This window comes from Mycobacterium sp. NPDC048908 (assembly GCF_043197955.1).
In the GTDB taxonomy this organism is placed as follows: domain Bacteria; phylum Actinomycetota; class Actinomycetes; order Mycobacteriales; family Mycobacteriaceae; genus Mycobacterium.
In genome coordinates this window covers 127,545-142,977 of record NZ_JBICUE010000012.1, presented here as the reverse complement: position 1 = coordinate 142,977, position 15,433 = coordinate 127,545, and the positions used below count along the sequence as shown (strand labels likewise).

General features: G+C 65.6%; 15 protein-coding genes and 1 pseudogene. 10 read left to right on the top strand and 6 right to left on the bottom strand.

What is annotated here, in order from left to right; translation table 11 throughout:
* Positions 1 to 15: 15 nt before the first annotated feature.
* Positions 16 to 882: an IclR family transcriptional regulator gene (locus ACGFK1_RS25810; protein ID WP_393436179.1), complete on the top strand. Its 867-nt coding sequence runs from the start codon at positions 16 to 18 to the stop codon at positions 880 to 882.
* An 8-nt stretch (positions 883 to 890) separates the two neighbouring features.
* Positions 891 to 1,816 (top strand): annotated as a pseudogene (locus ACGFK1_RS25805) (alpha/beta hydrolase).
* Here ACGFK1_RS25805 and ACGFK1_RS25800 read toward each other — a convergent pair.
* Positions 1,793 to 3,031 (bottom strand): NADH:flavin oxidoreductase, encoded by a 1,239-nt coding sequence (locus ACGFK1_RS25800; protein ID WP_393436177.1) that lies wholly within the window; start codon positions 3,029 to 3,031, stop codon positions 1,793 to 1,795. The pseudogene ACGFK1_RS25805 and the gene ACGFK1_RS25800 overlap by 24 nt on opposite strands.
* 99 nt (positions 3,032 to 3,130) lie before the next feature.
* Here ACGFK1_RS25800 and ACGFK1_RS25795 point away from each other — a divergent pair, with 99 nt between their 5' ends.
* Together ACGFK1_RS25795 and ACGFK1_RS25790 are read left to right on the top strand one after the other, a co-directional pair.
* Positions 3,131 to 3,478, top strand: a complete 348-nt coding sequence (locus ACGFK1_RS25795; RefSeq protein WP_393436174.1) for a hypothetical protein — start codon at positions 3,131 to 3,133, stop codon at positions 3,476 to 3,478.
* Positions 3,471 to 4,097: a Dabb family protein gene (locus ACGFK1_RS25790; RefSeq protein WP_393436171.1), complete on the top strand. Its 627-nt coding sequence runs from the start codon at positions 3,471 to 3,473 to the stop codon at positions 4,095 to 4,097. Before ACGFK1_RS25795 ends, ACGFK1_RS25790 begins: the two co-directional genes overlap by 8 nt.
* Here the strand turns inward: ACGFK1_RS25790 and ACGFK1_RS25785 are convergent.
* Both ACGFK1_RS25785 and ACGFK1_RS25780 read right to left on the bottom strand, forming a co-directional pair.
* Positions 4,094 to 4,981: an SDR family NAD(P)-dependent oxidoreductase gene (locus ACGFK1_RS25785; protein ID WP_393436168.1), complete on the bottom strand. Its 888-nt coding sequence runs from the start codon at positions 4,979 to 4,981 to the stop codon at positions 4,094 to 4,096. The genes ACGFK1_RS25790 and ACGFK1_RS25785 overlap by 4 nt on opposite strands.
* A complete protein-coding gene (locus ACGFK1_RS25780) occupies positions 4,978 to 6,861 on the bottom strand; it encodes a flavin-containing monooxygenase (RefSeq protein ID WP_393436166.1) in 1,884 nt (627 codons plus the stop codon). The genes ACGFK1_RS25785 and ACGFK1_RS25780 overlap by 4 nt, the downstream gene beginning before the upstream one ends.
* A 101-nt stretch (positions 6,862 to 6,962) precedes the next feature.
* Here ACGFK1_RS25780 and ACGFK1_RS25775 point away from each other — a divergent pair, with 101 nt between their 5' ends.
* From ACGFK1_RS25775 to ACGFK1_RS25750, 6 genes are all read left to right on the top strand, one after another.
* Complete coding sequence (locus tag ACGFK1_RS25775; RefSeq protein ID WP_393436164.1) at positions 6,963 to 8,120, top strand: acyl-CoA dehydrogenase family protein; 1,158 nt, start codon at positions 6,963 to 6,965, stop codon at positions 8,118 to 8,120.
* Between the two features lie 11 nt (positions 8,121 to 8,131).
* Positions 8,132 to 9,691 (top strand): acyl-CoA synthetase, encoded by a 1,560-nt coding sequence (locus tag ACGFK1_RS25770; protein WP_393436162.1) that lies wholly within the window; start codon positions 8,132 to 8,134, stop codon positions 9,689 to 9,691.
* 48 nt (positions 9,692 to 9,739) lie between these two features.
* Positions 9,740 to 10,228 (top strand): polyketide cyclase, encoded by a 489-nt coding sequence (locus tag ACGFK1_RS25765; protein WP_393436159.1) that lies wholly within the window; start codon positions 9,740 to 9,742, stop codon positions 10,226 to 10,228.
* 4 nt (positions 10,229 to 10,232) lie between these two features.
* Positions 10,233 to 11,093 carry an SDR family NAD(P)-dependent oxidoreductase gene (locus ACGFK1_RS25760; protein WP_393436156.1) on the top strand — a complete coding sequence of 287 codons (861 nt, stop codon included), beginning with the start codon at positions 10,233 to 10,235 and terminating at the stop codon, positions 11,091 to 11,093.
* Complete coding sequence (locus ACGFK1_RS25755) at positions 11,090 to 12,025, top strand: alpha/beta hydrolase (RefSeq protein ID WP_393436153.1); 936 nt, start codon at positions 11,090 to 11,092, stop codon at positions 12,023 to 12,025. Before ACGFK1_RS25760 ends, ACGFK1_RS25755 begins: the two co-directional genes overlap by 4 nt.
* A gap of 88 nt (positions 12,026 to 12,113) precedes the next feature.
* Positions 12,114 to 13,190 carry a hypothetical protein gene (locus tag ACGFK1_RS25750; protein WP_393436150.1) on the top strand — a complete coding sequence of 359 codons (1,077 nt, stop codon included), beginning with the start codon at positions 12,114 to 12,116 and terminating at the stop codon, positions 13,188 to 13,190.
* 3 nt (positions 13,191 to 13,193) lie between these two features.
* Here the strand turns inward: ACGFK1_RS25750 and ACGFK1_RS25745 are convergent, their stop codons facing one another.
* From ACGFK1_RS25745 to ACGFK1_RS25735, 3 genes are read right to left on the bottom strand one after another with little or no spacing between them, the layout of a single operon-like run.
* Positions 13,194 to 13,991 carry an SDR family NAD(P)-dependent oxidoreductase gene (locus ACGFK1_RS25745; protein WP_393436147.1) on the bottom strand — a complete coding sequence of 266 codons (798 nt, stop codon included), beginning with the start codon at positions 13,989 to 13,991 and terminating at the stop codon, positions 13,194 to 13,196.
* A 10-nt stretch (positions 13,992 to 14,001) separates the two neighbouring features.
* Positions 14,002 to 14,292, bottom strand: coding sequence for a ferredoxin (locus tag ACGFK1_RS25740; protein ID WP_393436144.1), 291 nt, complete (start codon positions 14,290 to 14,292; stop codon positions 14,002 to 14,004).
* A complete protein-coding gene (locus tag ACGFK1_RS25735) occupies positions 14,292 to 15,431 on the bottom strand; it encodes a Rieske 2Fe-2S domain-containing protein (protein ID WP_393436141.1) in 1,140 nt (379 codons plus the stop codon). Before ACGFK1_RS25735 ends, ACGFK1_RS25740 begins: the two co-directional genes overlap by 1 nt.
* Positions 15,432 to 15,433: the final 2 nt, after the last annotated feature.

Here is a 15,433-nt window from a genome sequence, read left to right as displayed (position 1 = left end):
TAGGCATATGCCTACATGAAAGTTCAGTCGCAAGGAGGCGCCTTGACCGTGACCGCCGATTCCCCCACTCCGAGTGCCGTCATCGATCGGGTGTCGCTGGTGTTGGACGCCTTCGATGGGCCCGGTCGGCTGACTCTGGCGCAGATTGTGCGCAGGACCGGCCTGCCCCGGTCGTCTGCGCATCGGATGCTCGAGCGGCTGGTGCAGCTGCGCTGGCTGCGCCGCAGCGGCCGCGACTACGAACTCGGCATGCGACTTGTCGAGCTCGGATCGCTGGCGGTGCACCAGGACCGGTTGCACCGCGCGGCGACCCCGCTTCTGCACGACCTGCACCGCGCTACCGGGCTCGTCGTGCACCTGGCCGTGCTGGACGGCGCCGACGTCGTGTATCTAGAGAAGATCGGCGACCGGATGGCCGCCGCGATCCCCACTCGCGTCGGAGGACGTCAGCCGGCTCACTGCACTGCCGTCGGCAAGGCGATGCTTGCCTACACCGAAGACGCCGACATGGTCGATTTGGCCACGCGTAGGACGAAGTACTCGATCGGCACCCCTGCACAGCTGGGCGCTGAGCTGACCAGGGTTCGCGCACACGGCGTGGCGTACGAACGCGAGGAGTCGCTGCCCGGATTCGGTTGTGTCGCAGCGCCGATCGGTGGACCGGGAGAAGCAGTTGCGGCGGTGTCGGTGTGCGGGCCGATGAGTCGGATGACGTTCGATCAGCGCCTTGTCGCGCGCGTACGGATGACGGCGATGGGAGTCTGGCGCAACGTCGAGGACGGGCCACAGCGGGTGGCGCCGACACTGCAGCAAGTACGTCCGTTGCGCGGCGGACCCGCAGTGCGCCCGGTCCTCGATTCGGCCGCGTTGCAATACGCGTGATTCAAAACGTGAGCTTGGACCCACAGATCGCCGACCTCATCGAGGCGCTGGACGCCGGGTTCCCACCGGTGCACACCATGACGGGTGCCGAGGCAAGAGCGACGATCCGCTCGCGGTTCGTCGCACCGAGCCAACCCGAACCCGTCGCAGAGGTGCGCGACGAGTCGGTACGGGGTCCAGGAGGCGATATCGCGGTGCGCGTATATCGGCCCGCATCGGATGTGGCACCACTGCCGGTGCTGGTGTACGCCCACGGCGGCGGCTTCGTGTTCTGCGATCTCGACAGCCATGACGGCCTCTGCCGCAACATCGCCAATCTGATTCCCGCCGTTGTTGTTTCCGTCGACTACCGCCTGGCACCGGAGCATCAATGGCCTGCCGCGGCAGAAGACGTCTTCACCGTCAGCCGATGGGCGACACACAACGCAGACACGTTCGGCGGTGACCCCCGGCGCGTCGCGGTGGGCGGCGACAGCGCTGGCGGGAACCTGGCGGCCGTCACCGCGCTGATGATGCGAGACCGCGGCGGGACCGCTCTCGCCGGTCAACTGCTGCTCTATCCGGTGATCGCCGCCGACTTCGACGCCGACTCCTACCGCCGGTTCGGCGAGGGCTTCTACAACCCGAAGCCGGCGCTGCAGTGGTACTGGGATCAATACGTGCCGTCGCATCTCGACCGCAGAAGTCCCTACGCCTCACCGCTTCACGCCGACCTGGCCGGGTTGCCCCCTGCCGTTGTGGTGCTCGCAGGCCACGATCCACTGCGCGACGAAGGCCTCGCATACACCGAAGCTCTGACTGCGGCGGGCGTGTCGACCGCACGCTGCCATTACGAGGGCGGCGTGCACGGGTTCATGACGATCCGACGCTCGACATTGCCCATCACGCCCGAAGGCGGGCCTGCGCTGAACTAGCCCGACTGCTCCACCGGTAGGACCGGCACACCATTCGGCGCTGCCGGGCCGTACCGCTGAGCGGGGTCGAGCACACAGTGTGTCCGCCCGAAGACGGTGACCATACATTTGTTGTTGTGGGTGCAGCGGCTTCGGGTGCCGGCATCGGCGACCATCTTGTTCACCAGATCCGGCTCCCGCAGTAATGCGCGTCCCATGGCCACCAAGTCGAAACCCTCATGCAGCCCCCTCTGCAGATGCTCGCGGTTGGTGATGCCTCTTAGCAGAATCAGCTTGGTGTTGGCGACGACGGGGACGAATTGCCTTGCCGCGTCGAGCATGTAGAGGTCGCGGTACGGGTAGCTTCCCATCATGCGTTTGCCTGCCAGCCGGACGCCAGGGCGCAGCGCCGGCGGCATCACCTTTGCGAATTCCCTGACCGGCACGTCACCACGAAACAGGTACATCGGCTTGTAAACCGACGAGCCCTGGGTTAATTCGAGCGCATCCAGGGTGCCGTCGGTGTCGAGCAACTGTGCGGTGCGCAACGCCTCGTCAATCCAGATGCCCCCTGGCAGCCCGTCGTCCATGTTGAGCTTCGCGATGACCGCGATCTGCGTGCCGACGACCTCGCGTACCCGGTCGGCGATCTCACGCACCAGTCGTGACCGATTCTCGATCGAACCGCCGTAGCCGTCCTTGCGGCGGTTGATGAGCGGGCTCAAAAATGAGCTCGGAAGGTACAGATGCCCGAAATGCAGTTCCACAGCGTCGAATCCGGCGTCGATCGCGACCTGCGCCGCGGCGCCGAACTGCTCGATGACCGCGTGAATCCCATCAGGGCTGATCTCCCGGCAGTATGCGAACGACGTCGGGTTGATGAACCGGCTTGGCGCGACGGCGGTGACACCGGTCAGCTTCTTGGGCGCCACCACTCCGGCATGTCCCAGCTGAGCGGAGATCGCCGCGCCCGCATCGTGGACGGCGTCGGTGAGCCTCCGCAGACCCGGCAACGCGCCACGGCTCATCACGATCTGCCCCGGCGCACTGGCCCCCTCGCGCGAGACGCAGCAGTACGCCACGGTGGTCAGGCCGACTCCGCTTGCGGCGAAGGCGCGGTGGAACTCGATCAGATCGTCGGTGACGAACCCGTCGGGCGAGCGTCCCTCCGACGTCGCGGCCTTGATCACACAGTTACGCAGGGTCAATGGACCGAGTTCGACGGGACCGAATGGATCCGGCGACGCTGAACGCATTCCCACAGCGTCACCCGACCGGGGCCAAGGCCCAAGGCGTCCTCCCGATGGCCGGGAAGGCTGGTCCGTCACGCTCGACTGGGTCTCTAACCTCGGCTCATGGCTGAGGGTGCGGTGTTCGTCGTCGACCGGGTGGTGACCCGGCCCGGATGCGCCAGGGCGTTCGTCGACACCTACCTCACCGAATACGCCCCCGGCGCGCGCGCTCGCGGCATGACGCTTCGAGACGTGTTGGTCAGCCCACCGATCTGGTTCGACGATCAGTCGAACACGGTGACCATCACCTGGTCACTGCCGAGCGCGCAGGCGTGGTGGGAGATGACCTGGCAGGGTCGCCCCGACCCCACCCTCGGGCCGTGGTGGGACGGCATCGGCGAACTCGTGTCCGACCGCATCCGCAGCGTGGCCGCCGCCGCGGACGACGTCGACCGGCTCTGCGATGTATAGCGTCACCCGGCTGCTCGACGTCGTCGAGGTCGACCGTGACCGGGTGCTCACCACCGCGCGGGCCGCGGCCGCCGCCACTGGAGCCCGGCACCAGCTCGTCGCGCCGACGCTGCCGGGCGTCCGCAACGGCGGCGACATCCTGATGCACCTGCGCTTCAACGGCGAAGACCAATGGCGGTCCGTCGAAACAGATTTCGCCGCGATGCTGACCGATCCCTCGATCACCCGCGTAAACGGCGCGTGCTACTCGGGCACCGCTTCTTGTAGCGGCGCCGAGGCAGGCACCGTATACCGGTCGCTGCTACTGCGGGTGGATCCCGCCGCAGACACGGACATCGTCGGTCGGTTCGAGGACGAATTGCGGCTGATGCCGCGGTACGTGAACACCATCACCGCCTGGCAGTTGAGCAGGGTCGACGATCCGGTGGGAACGACTCCGTGGACGCACGTCTTCGAGCAGGAGTTCACCGACGTCGGCGGGCTGATGGGCCCCTACCTCATGCACCCGATCCACTGGGCGGTGATCGACCGCTGGTTCGACCCCGAATGTCCGGACGTCGTTGTTCGCGATCGGGTCTGCCATAGCTTCTGCCATTGCGAGACAACGGTTCTGCGCTAGAGCCCGTCGGGCAGGATGTTGGGGTTGACAGCCGTAGGCGGTTCCAGCGGCGGCAGCACCGAGGAACCGTCGAGACTGTGCACGGGCAGCTTCTGTGACCACGGATAGTGCAGGCTGAACGCCACAAGGCCGGTACGCTCGGCGGCGGGAAGGTGACACATCGCCAGCACGGTCTCCGCGAGGTACTCGACGGGCTCGGTCGGAAAGGTATCCGGAATCAGTTGAGAGGCACCAGGAGTGCGCACGGCGGTGGACGGACCGACACAGTTGACGGCGATGTTTGCATCCAGCAATTCGGCGGCAACCCCCTGGGTGAACCGATGGAGCGCGGCCTTCACCGACGCGTAGATCACGTCACCGGATGACTTGTTGTACTCGCGGTACGGGCGCACCGGCGCGATGCCGGTCACGGAGCCGATGTTGACGATCCAGCCTGCGCCTTGTTCGCGCATGTGCGGCACCGCTGCTCTGGTGAGCACGAACGGGGTGCGCAGGTAATGCTCGACTGTGCGGTCGAACGTGTCCATCGACATGTCCTCGACGATGCGGTAATCGGCGAATCCTGCGTTGTTGACCAGGATGTCGATCCGGCCCGTCCGGTCGAGCACCTCATCCACCAGACGCTCACGTTGGTCGGCGTCCTCCAGATCCGCAGCAACAGCGAATGCGGTCCCCCCGGCCCTCTCGATCAGTTCGACCGTCTCGCCGATGGTGCCCGGAATCGCCAGCGCCGACCCCGCCCGCACCGATGGGGACGGTTCGAAGGCACGTGCGGTCACGACGACCGTCGCGCCCTCTGCCGCAAATCGCTGCGCAATCGCCCGGCCGATGCCCCGACTGCTTCCGGTCACCAAAGCCGTTTTGCCGGCCAGCTTTCCACTCATTGCAGGATGAAGTGTTCTTCGATCGGCGCGCGATGCTGCTGCCACATGTCCACCAACCGGTATGGGGTGGCCACCACCACCCGGCCCGAACCGGAGCGGTAGTACGTGTGCGCATTCGGCGTGTGACACCACACGGTGCCCGCCATCGCCTCATCGATCCCGGCCACATAGTCGTCGTAGGCCTGCTGCGTGACTTCCAGCGTCGTCGCGCCGCGCAGCGCCATCAACTGCAGACACTCGATCACGTAGTGGGCCATCACCTCCATCGAGAAGTTCGCTCCCGCACCGTGTCCGGGACTGTAGTTGGGCGCTGAGTTGATGAACAGGTTCGGAAATCCGGGAACCGTGCCGCCGCGATAAGAGCGCGGGTTGTTTCCCCACTCCTCGGTCAACTTCTTGTCATTGCGACCGCGAATGTCCACCGTCGAGAGGAAGTCGAGGTGGTATCCGGTGGCGTAGATGATCACGTCGAGGTCGAGTTGTCTGCCGTCGGCGGTGACGATGCCGTCGGCGTTGACCGCGGCGGGCTCGCCGGCTTCCACATCGACGTGCTCTCGGGTCAGGGCGGCGTAGTAGCCGCCGGGATCGCGGATGATGCGCTTGCCGTATGGCGCGAAGTCCGGGGTCATCTTCTTCGCCAATTCCGTTCCGGCACCGAAGGTCCGGTCGATGTAGTCCAGACACATCTGCAGCAGCACGTCATTGGCAGCTGAGATCGACAGGTGGTCCTCCGCCCATTCGGGGTCGCGCAGGATGATCGGATAGTTGTTGTCAGCGGTGCCCCAATAGGACTTCAGCCGGTGCCAGTTCGCGTAATACGGTAGGTGCCTGCCCAGATAGCGACGGTGCTCGGGCACGTCGTCTGTCAGCCGCTTACGCGGCGCCACCCAGTGCGGTTGGCGCTGGAACACCGTCATGTGCTCGACCTCGTCGACACAGGCGTCGACGATCTGCACGGCGGTGCAGCCGGCCCCGACGATCGCGACCCGCTTACCGGCCAGGTCCACGGACGGATCCCATCGCGCCGAGTGAATGCTGATGCCCCCGAACGTGTCCCGGCCGGGCAGCTCCGGCCAGCGCGGCCGGTTGAGGTAGCCCGCCGCGGTCACGACGACGCTCGCGTAGCTGACGTCGCGGTTGCCGTCGCCGTCCACCGAGTGGATCTGCCACTGCCTGCGGTCCTCGTCCCACCACAAGACCTCGACCTCGGTGCGGAACCGGGTGTGTTCGCGCAGCCCGTGCTTGTCGGCCAGCGCCACCAGATACGCCTGGTACTCCGCGCCCTGCGGGTAGTAGCTGGACCAGTCCGGGTTCACCTCGCGGGACAGCGAGTAGTAGGCCGATGGGGTATCCACGCCGATGCCGGGGTAGACAGTGGTCAACCAGGTGCCGCCGACTTCGACATTCCGATCGAAGATCTGGTAAGCGACACCGGCGTCAGCCGCCGCCAGCGCAGTGACGATGCCCGCGAGGCCCGCTCCGACGATCGCGACGTTCACGGTGTCGGGGATGGGCACGGTGCGCGGCAAGGTCGGCTGCGACAGATGAAAGCCGCCCTGCTCGAGCAGCAGATCGACGTGCTCGTCGTCGACGTCTGAACCCAGTGCCACTGGCAGCAGTCGGATGAACATTTCGCGGTTGTCGGCCGCGCAGGCTGCTCGAGGCGCCTGTAGCGCCTCGATGACCGCGGCCGCGAGCGCCTCTGCTGTTTCGGGGTCGGTGACCGCTGCGCGCTCCGGCGGGTCGGGCACGTAGGAGATCGCAGGGCCGAACCGATCGATCACCGAGGCGTCACCAGTCAATTGCGCCAACACCGCAACGAGCACACCGGGATCGGCATCGTGCAGATGGGCCCGCAGCTCATCAGGATCGGTCGTCACGACAAGCGAGTATCGGACAGCGCGCGACGGTCATCGTCGGGGTTGTCTACTGAGCGGGACACGTGTCCTTTCGGCCCTGCACGGGTGCCTACGCTTTGGTGATGCGCCGGGTGCACTACGACTCAGACCACCATGCGTTCGCAGAGCTGGCAGGGGATTTCGCGGTCAAGGAGATCGCGCCGTACATCGCCGACTGGGAGGCGGACGGCATCATTGCGCGGGAGGCCTTTCTCAAGGCCGGTGCCGTTGGGTTGCTCGGCTTTGCAGCAGACGAACGCTTCGGCGGCGTCGGCGCCCGCGATTTCCGCTACAACCAGGCCCTGATCGAGGCCTTCATGGACGCCGACTGCGGGGGCGTCGGCCTGGCTTTCGCTGTTCACAACGACATCTGCCTTCCGTACCTGGCCGACCTGACCACACCCGAACAGCAGGCGCGTTGGCTTGCTGGCTTCGTGCGCGGCGAGCTGATTGCGGCCATCGGCATGACCGAACCTGGAGCCGGATCCGACATCGCAGGTATCCGCACCTCCGCCGTCGACGCCGGCGACCATTTCGTGGTCAACGGCGCGAAGACCTTCATCACCAACGGGCAGAACGCCGATCTGGTGATCACCGCCGTCCGCACATCGCCCGAGCGTCACCGCGGCCTGACCCTGATGGCGCTCGAACGCGGCATGCCCGGGTTCGAGAGGGGCCGCAACCTCGACAAGTTGGGCCTGCACTGCCAGGACACCTCGGAGTTGACGTTCACCGACGTGAAGGTGCCGAAGGCCAATGTGCTGGGAGACGTTGGCCACGGATTCGACTACATGATGAAAAACCTTCCGCAGGAACGTATGCAGATCGCTGTTGGCAGTCTTGCGCGTGCCCGTGCCGCGCTCGGCTGGACCGTCGACTACGTACGAGAGCGCAAAGCGTTCGGCAAGCCGATCGGCGCCCTGCAGAACACCCGGTTCGCACTCGCGGATGCGGCCACCGAGGTGTCAGTCGCCGAAGCCTTCATCGACCGATGCGTCGTCGAGCTCAACGCCGGACGACTTACACCTGCCGATGCCGCCAAGGCCAAGCTGTGGGCGACCGAGATGGAGTTTCGCTGCCTCGATGCGTGCCAACAACTGTTCGGCGGGTATGGCTACATGAGCGAATACCCGATCGCCCGCTCAGCCATCGACGCCCGCGTCACCCGGGTATACGGCGGCACATCCGAGATCATGCGCGAGATCATCGGGCGGGACCTCGACCTCGTGCCGAACCGGTAAAGGGCGACAACGTGAAGGTCCGCGGCCACTCGCTGGGCGACATTCCACGACGCTCCGCACGTCGATATCCGAACAAGACCGCGATCGTCGACGGCGATCTCACGCTGACGTTCGCCGAATTCGACCATCTCGTCGACCGCGCGGCGGCGGCCTTGCGGGACAACGGTTTTGCGCCTGGTGATCGAATCGCCCTGCTGGCGCACAATTGCTGGCAATACGCAGTGCTGGCGTTCGCCACTGCCAGGGCGGCGGTGGTGCTCGTACCGATCAACTTCATGTTGACCCCCGAGGAGGTCGCCTACATACTCGGGCACAGCCGAGTCGGCGGATTCATCGTCGAAGACGAGCTGATCCCCACTGCCGAGCAGGCAGTGACCCGCAATGGGTCGGCACTCACGAAAGTGGCGCTCACCTCCGGCGGCAATGGAGCACCATACGGCTGGGATGACTTCGCGCTGTGGCTCGCCACCACCACTGCCCCGCCTGAGCTCGATGTCGCTGACGATCAGTTGCTGCGACTGATGTACACGAGCGGCACGGAGTCTCGTCCGAAGGGCGTGATGCACTCCAGCCGCAGTCTGATGTCCAACTATGTGAGCACGATCGTGGCGGGAGCGATGTCAGCCGACGACGTAGAAATTCATTCGATGCCGCTCTACCACTGCGCGCAATTGGACAACTTCCTGGCCACCGATATCTATCTCGGGGCGACGAGCATCATCGTTCCCCGCCCGGAGCCCAACGTGATCCTGCGCAGCATTGAGACGCACGCGGTCACGAATTATTTTGCGCCACCTACGGTCTGGATCTCTTTGTTGCGCTCGCCGGTGTTCGACCAGGTCGACCTGAGTAGCCTGCGAAAGGGATACTACGGCGCGTCCGCAATGCCCGCCGAAATTCTGCACGAGATCCGCGACCGGCTACCGGACTTGCAGTTGTGGAACTTCTACGGGCAGACCGAGATGGCCCCGTTGGCAAGCGTGCTCGGTCCGAAGGAGCAGCGCGACCATGCCGGCGCGGCGGGACGGCCCGCGATCAACGTCGAAACCGTCATCCTCGACGAGACCGATTCGCCCGTCGGTAATGGCACCGTCGGCGAGATCGCGCACCGCGGCCCACACCTGATGCTGGGTTACCTCGACGACCCCGCGCGCACCGCCGAAGCGTTTCGTGGCGGCTGGTTTCACTCTGGAGATCTCGGCTATTACGACGAGTTCGGGCTGCTGCACGTGGTGGACCGCAAGAAAGACATGATCAAAACCGGCGGCGAGAACGTCGCGAGCCGGGAGGTCGAAGAGGTCCTCTACCAGCACACCGCGGTGCAGGAAGTCGCGGTTTTCGGTGTCTACCACCCGGTCTGGGTGGAGGCCGTGGTGGCGGCGGTGGTCACACGCGACGGCGCCTGCCCGACCGCCGATGAGCTGATCGCCCACTGCCGCAGCCACTTGGCAGGCTACAAAACACCCAAGCAGGTGTTCTTCGTCGAAGCCTTGCCGAAGAACCCCAGCGGCAAACTTCTGAAACGCGACCTGCGCACCCAGTTCGGCACCGAACAGAACATGTTCCACTGACCGGGCACCGCTGTGCCGGGGGGCACCGTACGGCGGTTGACTCGATGCATGAGCGACGAGATCACGCTGCCCGAGATCCAGGAGTTCATTGCGGGCTTCTGGTACCACTACGACCAGGGCCACTTCGACGAGTTGGCAGTGCGCATCGGCGACGAGATGGCTTACCTCAGCCGCTCGGACTCCGGCGACTGCCCATTCGAGGAGTTGCTCGCCGCCGAATTGACCGGCGGCGCGGAAACGCTGGCGTGGCTCACCCAGCACCGCAACGAAAACCCTTATCCGCTGCGCCATCACGCGACCAACATCTTCCGCACCGGTGTCGACGGGGATATCACCAAGGCCCGCTTCTACCTGTACGTCAACCAAGTCACCAACAACATCCCGTTCGACGTATCGAGTGGTGTCGTCGATGTCGGCATCCGGCGGGCGGAACACGGCCTGGTGTTCACATCGATGACGGTGCTGCTCGACGCCGAGGATTCGGTTCCGTTCGCCGAGTGCAGCGCGGCGAAGAACGCGACCGCGTCGAGTTCCTGAGCGAATGAACGCCCGCGACACCTTCGGCGGCGGCGTCGCCGTCATCACCGGCGCCGGTGCCGGCATCGGCGCCGGGTTGGCCCGGCACGCAACCGCGCTGGGCATGACGGTCGTGCTCGCCGATATCGACGCGGACTCGGTCGCGGGGTTGCGCGACGAATTGCAGAGCGCTGGCGGCTCAGCCGTGGACGCCGTGTGCGACGTCCGAGCTGCCGAGGCAGTGGCCGACCTCGCCGACCGCGTCCGTCGCGAGTTCGGTGGGGTCCGGCTGCTTGTCAACAACGCCGGTGTCGAGCAATTCGGATACCTGTGGGACACCCCCGTCGGGAACTGGAATCGCGTTGTCGACATCAACGTCAGCGGCGTCTTCCACGGCGTCCGCGCGTTCCTGCCGGGGATGATCGAGGCGGGCACGCCGGCCTGGGTGTGGAATCTGTCGTCGATCGGCGGCGTCGCCGTGGTGCCGCTGCAGGCGCCGTACATCATGAGCAAGCACGCTGTCCTCGCGCTCACCGAGTGTCTGCACCTCGAGATCCAGCATGCCGGGCACCGGCACATTCACGTGCAGGCCGTGCTGCCTGGCGCAGTGGTGTCCAACATCTTCGAAACCGCGGGCGGCGTCAGCGACGGCGACACCGCCGCCGCCGAGTCCCAGCGCGAGGCCATGCTCGACATCAAAGCAAGCGCGATGGACCCCCTCGCCGCCGCCGAGGTCGTCTTCGAACAGGCCGCCGAAGGGCGGTTCTACCTGTTGACCCAGCCGGAGTACGTCGGATCAGCGATGGTCGAGCGCGCCGAAGTCCTTGTCTCCCAACGGCCTCCGGCGTTGCGCACCGGCCCTCGGTTCGAACCGGCCGACCAATGAGCCTCGACCCCGACGCCGCCGCGCGCGTCGCGTCCTTCGGAGTCGTCCCCCCGATGCGACAGCGGGGGCTCGCGGCCGTCCGGCAGGCGATCGAGGCCGCTCCCCTGCCCGATGCGATGCCCGCGATGGCCGTCGTCGAGGACTGCGCGGCGCCAGGCCCGGCAGGGCCCATTCCATTGCGCATCTACCGCCCCACCGCACAGGCCAAGGCCCCTGTGCTGCTCTACTTCCACGGCGGCGGGATGGTTCTGGGCTCCAACCACTCATTCGAGCCACTCGCCCGGACACTGGCGGCGCTGAGCAACGCCACCGTGGTGTCCGTCGATTACCGACTCGCACCGGAGAATCCGCCGCCCGCACAGTTCGACGACGCCTACTCGGCGACCGCATGGGTCGCCGACAACGCCGACGCGCTCGGCGTCGACCCCGCCCGGTTGGCTGTCGTCGGCGACAGCGCAGGCGGCTCGCTGGCCGCGGCGGTGGCGTTGGCCGCCCGCGACCACGACGGGCCGGACATCTGCTGTCAGGTGCTGATGTACCCCGGGCTGGATCGCGACATGGCCGCGCCGTCGATCACAGCGATGGCCGATGCACCGATGCTCTCCGTCGACGACATCAACTACATGCACGACCTCGCCGACAGCGGCGCGGGCGCGCCGCACGACCCCTACCGGGTGCCCGCCTACGCCACCGATCTGACCGCGCTGCCACCGGCGATCGTCGTCATCGGCGAATGCGACCCGATCCGCGACTGGGGTGAGCGCTACGCGACACGACTGCGCGACGCACGGGTGCAGACCACCCTCACCCGTTACCCCGGCATGTACCACGGTTTCCTGATGCGCTCCGACGCCACCGCACGGGGCAGGCTGGCCATCGCCGAGGTGTGCGGGCTTCTTCGGGCGAAATTCGACCATCCCGTGCCGCTTTAGCGTCCCGATCACCGGACACGGCGGGCGCAGCAGCAACGGACGCGCACCACAATCGAAGCAACCGGACCTGCCAGTAAGGAGACGATTGATGCTCACCGACGAGCGGCGCATGGAGCTTTCCGACGTGTTGCGGCCCGCCGCGCCGCCCCGGGAGATCGACAACGTCTACACCGAGGACCAAAAGCAGCGACTGCTCGAAGTCGTCCGCACTCAGGGCCCGTGGAAGCTGATCATCGCCCAGCACTTCGCGTCGGCCGAAGAATTGATGGCCACGATGAGCGGCATGTTCCCCGACGGATTCGAGCCCTCGCTGGATCTGTTCCTCACCCCGACCTTTCGCGGATATCTCGCCAACTACGGCGCCGTGCTCTATCCCGAACTGCACGACGTGTTCTACAACGAATCGTTTTTGAACATGGCCAAGAGCTACTGGGGCGCCCAGTACGCCAAGCCGGAACTGATGCTGTTCAACATCAACGGCCCGTGCGCCAACCGCGACCCAGGCCATCTCGACTCGCCGAGCTTCCGCGGCGTGCGCCACGAGAACGCACCGACCTGGCTGTGCAGCGTGATGGGCAAGTCCGGCTTGTTCAACGATTACCTGATCAAGATGGCGCAGGTGATCACGTGGTTCTCACTCGACGAGGGCAGCGGTTTCACCTACTGGCCTGATGGCCCGCTGAAGGCCCCCGAGCGCGTCTTGCCGCCGATCAACAACCGCGGCGTAGTGGTGCAGAACGAAATGATGGTGCACCGCGGTGAGGCGAACGGCCCACTGGACCAACAGGTTCCGGCTGGCCTCGCCTTCGACACGGTGTTCACCGGTGACCCCGCCGACCGTGATCACTGGCTGCTCAAGAACGGCGACGACGTGATCGCGCGGCATCACACCGACGAACTGCGTTTCCTGGTGCACTGGTCGGCTGAGGTGTTCGCCGATCTCGACGAGCTGAAGAAGAACATGGACGGCACCGACGACCTGACGATCGAACGGGCCATCGAGACGATGGTCAACGACGTCAACTCCAAGGGACTGAAGCTTGCGATGCCCAGTGACCCGCTGCATGACGCGGAGTTCATCGGGACCCTCAACGCCGCCTATGACCTCGGCGGGCCTGCCGGGTATCCCGAGGAGGCTCCGCTCAGCGCGTTCGAGCTGACCTGACCGTCACCGCACGACCACCGAACTCGGTTCCCGCGGCGCGCCAAGCATCTCCCGGTGCGACGGAGGTTGCCGACCGTCCTCGTCGGTGATGCCGTAGCGCAGCGCCAGCTCCGCCCCGATCACCGTATGCCCCGACAGCTCGGCAAGACCCGGATCGTGGTACAACGCGTTGATCAAATGCCCTGTGAAATCCGGGGTCTCGGCGTGCTTGGCGGTCTCGGCGAGCGCGTCAGGATGGCCGGCGAACGCATCGCGAAACCGTTCGGTCAGCAGGATGCCCATCCAGATCGACACGGTGGCGACGCCGGTGTCGCGGAAGTCGACGGCCATGTCGGCGGCCATCTTGTCCACGCCCGCCTTCTGGGCGCCGTAAGCGGGACCGTGCATGTAACAGACCGATCCAGGCGAGGAAGTGAACACGATCAGGCCGCGGTCCTGGCGTACCAGCAGCGGCGCGGCGTGCCAGGCCGCCACGTAGGCCGAACGCAGCCCTACATCGAGCACGTCACCCAGTTCGAGCGACTTGCGCCAGAACGGTTTTGGATTCGTCAGATCGTCGTGGATGGCCGCCGCGTTGTTCACCAACAGATCAAGCCGCCCGCTTTCGGCTTCGATTCGCTCGAAGAGTTCGCCAACCGCGCGGTCGTCGGTGTGATCGACAGGCACCGCGATTCCGCCGTCGCCAGGGTCGGTCGCCGTTCTGCCGGTCAGATACACCAGCCAGCCGTCGGCGACGAGCGCCGCGGCGATGCCGCGTCCCGCGCCACGGCTCGCGCCGGTGACCAGCGCAACACGCTTCACGGGTTCGAAGCTACGTCGTCACCGCCGCGGTCTCATCCACTACCGGTAATTCGCCGTGGCGGACGGCGCCGACGATCGACTCACTCAGCGCCGAGCAGCCAAGGAACAGGCCCCGCGCCGAATGCGCTGCGAGGTTGTCCGCCTCACGACGTTCCAGGCAGCGTCCGGACGCCTCGGCGGTCCATTGCACGCTGGTCTGGTTCCAGCTGCTCTTGCGCACCAGTACGCATGCTCCGCAGCGGTGGCATGCCACCGGCACCATCGGGGAGTCGGCGTACCGATTGTCGGGCCGGACGGTCATCAGGTGGTTCCCGCGGCCGTCCTCGCGGCAAGGTTGGCGTTGACCACCTTCATCCATTCTTCGTTCGGGCTGGTGGTGTCGAGTTCATACTCGAAGCGGTCAACCATGTCCGGCGCCACATCTGCGACGTCAACGTAGAACTGCTCATACCACCGCCGGAGCTGATAGACAGGCCCGTCTTCCTCGCACAGCAGCGGATTGTCGATGCGCGCCTTGTTCTTCCAAATCTCGACGTCCTGCTCGAAACCCATCCTGACGAAATCGCCGAGACCGATCGCGGTGTCCATCGCGAGGTCCTCCGGCAACGCAGCCGACTTCTTGACGATGATGCCGTATTGCAACACAAAGGAATTCGCGTCGATCGGATAGTGGCAGTTGATCAGGATCGTCTTGTGATCGACGTCCTCGTAGTGGTAGGTGAGGTCGTCGATCATGAACGACGGCCCGAAATACGATGCCACCGATGTGGTTCCGAGCATCCGCGTCGCCCCGGGCTCGCCGATATCGGGCCGACCTGCGCTGTTCATGTACTGGGTTGCGACCTGGCCTTCGAAGATGTTCTTGAAGTGCGTCGGCAGGGATCCGTGAATGTAGAAGAAGTGCGCCATGTCGACGACGTTGTCGATGATCTCGCGACAGTTGGTGTTGACGACGGTGGTGTACCAGTGCCAGTCGGTCCACTCGTCGCTGGTTGCGCCCTCGATCCGCGGGATGGTCACGTCCGGCGGCGGTGGCTTGCGCTCGGGGTCGTTCCACACGAACAACATCCCATCCTGTTCGAGCGTGGTCCAGGTCGCGGTGCGGGCCAGTTTCGGTACCCGCTTGCTGTAGGGCACCTTCTTGCAGCGACCGTCACCGCCCCAGCGCCAGTCGTGGAACGGGCACGCGATTTCGTCGCCCTTGACCTCCCCCTGGGTCAAGTCGCCGCCCATGTGCCTGCAATAGCCGTCGAGGACATTGATCCGGCCGTCCCCGCTTCGGAAAACCACCAGCTTCGTTCCGAACGCGTGAATCGCGTGAGGCTTGCCGTCACCGAAATCCCTGGTCAGCCCTAGACAGTGCCAGCCTCGGGCGAATCTCGCCGGAGCAGCGTCGGCTTCGATGTGCCGAATTTCGTCGATACCTGACTGCAACGTCATGA